Source organism: Streptomyces sp. NPDC051776 (assembly GCF_040681345.1).
Lineage (GTDB): Bacteria > Actinomycetota > Actinomycetes > Streptomycetales > Streptomycetaceae > Streptomyces.
The window spans coordinates 21729-27728 of record NZ_JBFAYQ010000056.1 but is presented as its reverse complement, the minus strand read 5'-3'; the positions used below and the strand labels follow the sequence as shown (position 1 = coordinate 27728).

Sequence of the window (6000 nt, the reverse complement as noted above, 5' to 3'; positions counted from 1 at the left end):
TCGTTTGTCCACACACCAACCGATGATCACGCGATGGCCGTACCCGTTCCCAGCCGGGTTCGCCACAAGATCGCGAAGTCAGACTGGAGTATTAGGCCGTGTGGCGGAACCCTCCACCGTGATCGGTCACGCTTCCGTGCTTTTGAGCGTCACGGCCGGTGCCACCCGAGACGCAGCTCCGCTGGTTGCCCGCCTACGTTCCGCACCCGACGTGCGCAGCCGTGCGCGAAGCCACATCAACCACCCGCCGGCCCGCGTTGTTAACGGGGCCGGGGTCTTGATCACGGTAGCGTAAGCCGCATAGGGCCTTCATCGTCTGGAGGAGGATGTAATTATGCGCTCTTCAGGTTATCGGCAGAGAATTCTGGTCGGTTCTTTTGTGGGGCTGCTGATGACGCCCACTACAACATCCGCCATGGCTAATTCCTACCTGAATGAAGCAGGCGCAGAATACACCTTTCAAGGCAATCAGCAGGTATTTAATTGCTCAGGCGCGCTGCAAAACGTTACCGTTCCTCCGAACACTTACACCGTTAGTATCCAAGCCTCTGGCGCCCAAGGCGGAAACGGCGGACCCGGGCAGCAATATTATGGAGGGTCGGGCGGTTTTGGCGCGGTGGTGTCGGGAACGGTGCCTGTCATTCCCAACCAGCAACTGCAGGTTGTGGTCGGCTGCTCCGGAAATAGAAATGAGTTCGCGCGCGGCTATGGCTACGGTCCAGGCGGAAATGGAGCCACTCCCGGGAACGGTGATTTGGCCGGCAGCGGCGGCTTCGGCGGCGGCGCCAGCGCCGTGCTCACGGGTAACAGCTCCACGCCGCTCGCGGTTGCGGGAGGCGGCGGAGGAGGAGGCGGAGGAGGAGGCAGCCACGCTGGAGGTGGTGGAGGTACCGCGGGGCCGTTTCCCAGTAACGGGCAGACCGGCGGCGGCCAAGACGGCGGCTACGGAGGAGTAGCAAACGCTTCACCTAACCCGCAAGGCGGTAACGGAACTGGCTCCAGCTATGGGACTGCAGGGGGAGCCGGTGGCGGTGGTGGTGGTGGCTGGCACTTCGGCGGACTGGGTGGCCACGGCGGCAGGGGGCCCGGCGTAGACGGCGCAGGGGGCGGAGGAGGAGGCGCTGGCGGCTCATATATCACGCCTTCCGCGCAAAATTCGTATTACGGCACCTCAAACCTCACAGGAAATGGCCAGATCACTCTCACCTGGGAGACAACACGCCTCCCAACCTCCGACTCTTAGCTAATGACCTGAGAAGCTCCTAATAGATCGTCAAGCGCTCTGTGGGAGCGGTTTGGTGGTGTGGGTCACATGGGGTAGGTGGCGGTAGATCTAGCGGGCGACGAACCGTTTCAGACATCGGACGATGTCCTTTTTGACCATGCCTTCGGCGGTGCGTCGGGTGACGTACTCCTGGGTGCGCTGGTCGTACTTCATGCGGACCAGCACGATGGTGTGCAGGGCGTTGTTGGCCTGGCGGTCGCCGCCCCGGTTAAGGCGGTGGCGGTTGGTGCGGCCGGAGGAGGCCGGGACCGGGGCGGCCCCGCAGAGGTGGGCGAAGGCGGCTTCGGAGCGGAGCCGGTTGGGGTTGTCACCCGCGCTCGTCAGCAGCTGGCCAGCCGTCTCGGGGCCGACGCCGGGCAGGGCGATGAGCCTTGGTGCAGCTTTGGTGACCAGCGGCCCGATTTCCTTGTCCGCGTCCTTGATCTCCTCGTCGAGTGACTGGTAGCGGCGGGCAACGCGACGCAGTGCTGTCCTGACCGCGCAGGCCGGATCATCGAGCTCACCGGTGGGGCGGGAACGGGCCAGGGTCTGGACCAGCGCCCGCGCGGACAGGCCGCGTAGCTTGTCCCGCACGTCAGACGGCGCGGTGACGATCAGCGTGCGGATCTGGTTGATGGTCTGCGTACGGGCCTTGACCGCGCTCTTGCGGACCACCCGCAGGGCCCGGATCGCCTCTACGATCCCGTTGCGGGCCCTTGGGTGTGCCTCCGGCCCGGCCGGAGAGGACCGCGGTCGCGGCCCCGTAGGCGTCGATGGGATCGGACTTGCCGTTGTCCCGCCTCGCCTTGCAGTCCGGCCGGTCCACCTCGACCACCGTGACCTCGTTCGCGGTGAGGAAGCGGGCGATCTCGGCACCGTAGGCACCGGTCCCCTCGACCCCCACGGCGAGGACCTCACCGTGGGACCGGAGCCAGTCCAGCAGCCGCTGGTATCCCTCTGGGGTTGTCTCGAACTGCTCGGTGGCCAGATGCCGGCCGATGCTGTCGATGACCGCGGCCTGGTGGAGGTCGGTGTGGGTGTCGATCCCGCCGACCACCGCTATCTCGTCTGCCATGCTGTTGTGTGCTGCCCTTCCAACGTCCACCGGTGGGAGGGCGCGAGCCGGTCGGGCAGACGGACAAGACAGTGATGGGACCTCTGGCCGGGCTCCTATGAAGTCACAGAAGCCCGACCGGCCACGCGCCAAGCGGCACCGCTCGGCAGGCCGACGATTCCAGCCAAGGACAACACAAGCGTCAGTCAGACGAGGAGTCAGACCCCCGAGCGGTGCATCACCAATCCTCACTGTCAGAAGTTCGTCGTTGGTTTGGCATGCATCGTGGTGGGACCGAAGATCCGCTGTTGCGCACCGAGGGGCACTTGATCAATGCCGACGTGGAACGGATCATCGTCGAGACGCTCGACCGAGGAGAAGGTCCTGACCCACTCCCGACACGGCCGAGGTCGAACCGGAGATGGCCCGTCGCTGCCCGGTCTGCGAGACCGTCTTCACCGCCGCCTACGGCTGCAAGCCGACAAGTCTTCTGCTCACCCACCTGCAAGTCAGCTAACCGCCACAGCAAGCCGGCCTGGCAGACCTGCCTCTCTGCGAGAAAGAGTTCACCACCACAGCCGCCCGCAGGCGCCGCGATGCCGCGCGCACCAGCGACGACATCCGGGAACGACGGATCTGCCCGATCTGTGAGGGCCCCTTCGCAACCCTCAAGCCACCCGCCAGATCTACTGTTCCCCGGCCTGCCGCAAGGACGCAGAGCGGTAACGCGATCGGGCATGAGACCAAGACCGAGCCCGTCGCCTGATCCCGTAGACATCGGACACATCGCTGCAGTACCGACGCGTGCATGCACGCATCGTGCAACGGCGTCAATGCCGCCTGTCATGACAACATCCCAGATCATCAACTGCCTGGCGCACTTTTGCATTCCGAGTTCTCAATGAGCTTATGTACGGCCCGTTGCTGATAATTTCTGCTCGTCCATCACCGATGGAGAAATGGGGAAAGCATGGCTGTCAGATCGAAATCGCTCAGGGCCGGAGTCACAGTCGTAACTGTCTTCAGCGCGGTGGCGACGAGTGCGCCCTGCGCGAGCGCGCACGGCGGGGATAATCCCCCCAGCGGTCGCACGGTGTACAAGCTTCACGTGAATAGTCCGCACCACAACACCGTGATTAACGTGCAGGGCAACGGCAAATATGTGGTCGGCAGAGACAGCAGCCTGTCCGGCACCGGCCATGTCGTGGGGAGCACGGTAAATGGCGGCGCTCCCGGGACCGGGGCTACCACGAGCCAGACGTTTCAATGCACCCCCAACGGTGACCAGTACACCGTCCCCGTACCAGCCGGAGTCCATCAGCTCACGGTGACGGCAGTTGGGGCGCAAGGCACAACTGGTGAAGACGGAGCTGGAGTTGGCTCGAATGGTGGCGCAGGGGGATTTGGCGCCCAGGTCACTGCGACCGTCCCGGTTACTCCGAAAGACACCTTGACGGTGGTGGCGGGCTGCCAGTGGCCCACCTTCGCCGCCAACGGATTGGGCGCGGGCGGCGGTCGTGGCCGCACCGGCGGCCCGAATTCTGGCGATGGCGGGTACGGCGGGGGAGGGAGCGGCGTGCTGGACAGCGACGGCTCGACGCTCGTCATCGCAGGTGGTGGCGGTGGAGGTGGAGGTGGAGGAGTCGACGTAGGTGGCGGTCATGGTGGTGCCGGAGGCCGTACAGCGACGGATGGCGCAAACGGCGGTGGTGGCACCTATGGTGGCGATGGTGGCATGGCAGGAGCATCACCCACCGAAAACGGGGTAAACGGTGAAGGCTCCTCCCTCGGCGGTGGCGGCGGTGGCGGCGGCGGGGGATGCAGCGGTGGTGGCGGCGGCGGGGGTGGAAATAGTTCCAGCCTCGGCTTCGGCGGCGGTGGCGGCGGTGGGGCGGGCTTTTCGTGTGTCACCTCGTCCGCTACGCAGTCCAGCATCGTGACCGGTAACCAGGTCGGCAACGGTACGGTCATCCTGAGCTGGTCTGCTCCCGCAGCGTCATAGGAACTCCACGCGTGCTTCGAGAGCTAAGTAGCTGTTGTCGTTCCGATCTTGAGGGGTGTGCGTCGAACGGGAGTCTCGATCGGGTGGTTGCCGTCGGCCGCGGGCATGAAGGCAGGGCCTCTTGGTAGCTCGGGGTTGCGAAGCCAGCCGACGGAACAACAACTGCAACAACACCAACAACCTCGAAATCACCGCCGACACCGGCAGCCCACACAAACCCAGTGCACCGCCATCGACCGCTCCACCAACATCGCCACGGTGAACCGGTAAACCGGGCGCACTACCCACGGCCACCGCCCCGCCCGGAGCCCTCGTTCCTTCCACTGTTCCTCCCAGCATCAGGCCTCTCTGTGCCGTGCCCACCCCGGCCCAGAAGGAAGAGGGTGGGAACGCGCAGGACAAAAGGGCCCACCCTGGCCCCGAGCAGCCGATCGGAGCCAGGGTGGGCCCCCCTTTGTTCACCCGGTGAGCGACGCTGGTGAAACCGCCCCCGGCGGCAGGAGTCGGCGGGGCATCATGAGGGCCATGAACGACACGCGCGAAGTCCTCACCGAGGACGAGGTGAACGACCTACTCGACGGCGACCGCGACGCCGTGTGGGACGCGGACGGCGACTACGAGTGGACCCGGTGAAACACCAGAAACCCAAGTCAGGGGCCAGAGGTGCACACACCGGTCGGCCTACGGGACCTGGTCGTGAAACTGCGTGACCATCAGATCGAGGCCGTGGCCGCAATCGTCCGCGGTCTCGATGTTCCGCCGGGCGGCATTCCGTTCCATGGCCTGCGCGGGCAGGTGCACGCCGCATGCGGCACAGGCAAGACCATCATCGCGGCGGCATCCGCCAAGCGGATTACCCCCGCCGGGCGCATTCTCGTTCTCGTGCCGACCCTGGATCTTCTGGCGCAGACGGTCAAGGAGTGGCACCGTTATCGGGCACAGGGGGCCGGCGGTCGCGGTGTGCAGCCTCGGGGACGACCCGGAGTTGTGGAACCTGCGGGTGCGCTCCACCACGAATCCCGTGCAGTTGGCGTTGTGGCACGGTACGGGGCCGGTGACCATCTACGCGACGTACGCCTCGCTGGGAGTCCTGGCGGAGGCGTACGAGGGCGTCTACGGGCAGCAGTTGGCACCGATGGACCTGACGGTGGTGGATGAGGCGCACCGCACCAGTGGGTCGATGGGGAAGGCGTGGGCGGCCATTCATGACCAGGGCGTCATTCCGGCGTTGCGGCGGTTGTGTCTGACGGCGACGCCGCGGATCTGGCAGGAGCGGCCTGCGAACTGGGAGGTCGCGGAGGGCGTGCGGGATGCGCTGCCGGAGGAGATGGCCGCGTCGATGGACGACGAGGCCATCTTCGGGCCGGTGCTCTTCAAGCTCACTCTCGCCTCGGCGGTCTCCCGCGGTCTGCTTGCCCGCTACCAGATCATCGTGATGGAGCTCGAGGACCCGGTGGTCACACCCGAGCGGCTCATGGGTGAGGAACGGCGTAGCGAGGAAGTGCGTGGGCAGCGGCTCGGGGCACTGCAGGCGGCATTCCGGGTGAGCTCGACGCGCAGCCCGCCCTTTCCCATCAGCCGCAGCCCGCCGTCACGGACCTTGTCCGCGGCGAGCCCGGCCAGCTCGTCCATCAGCCTCGGGATCAGCCCGAGCGCGACCGCCGCTTCCCGGCTCGCCGT

At 65.9% G+C, this 6000-nt stretch carries 2 pseudogenes; one reads left to right on the top strand and one right to left on the bottom strand.

The features are described 5' to 3' along the window. Positions 1-1333: 1333 nt before the first annotated feature. Positions 1334-2339: pseudogene (locus tag AB0M26_RS28315) on the bottom strand (IS110 family transposase). Positions 2340-5010: 2671 nt separating this feature from the next. Between AB0M26_RS28315 and AB0M26_RS28310 the strand changes: the two are divergent. After that, a pseudogene (locus tag AB0M26_RS28310) lies at positions 5011-5857 on the top strand (DEAD/DEAH box helicase family protein); the annotation flags it as partial. Positions 5858-6000: the final 143 nt, after the last annotated feature.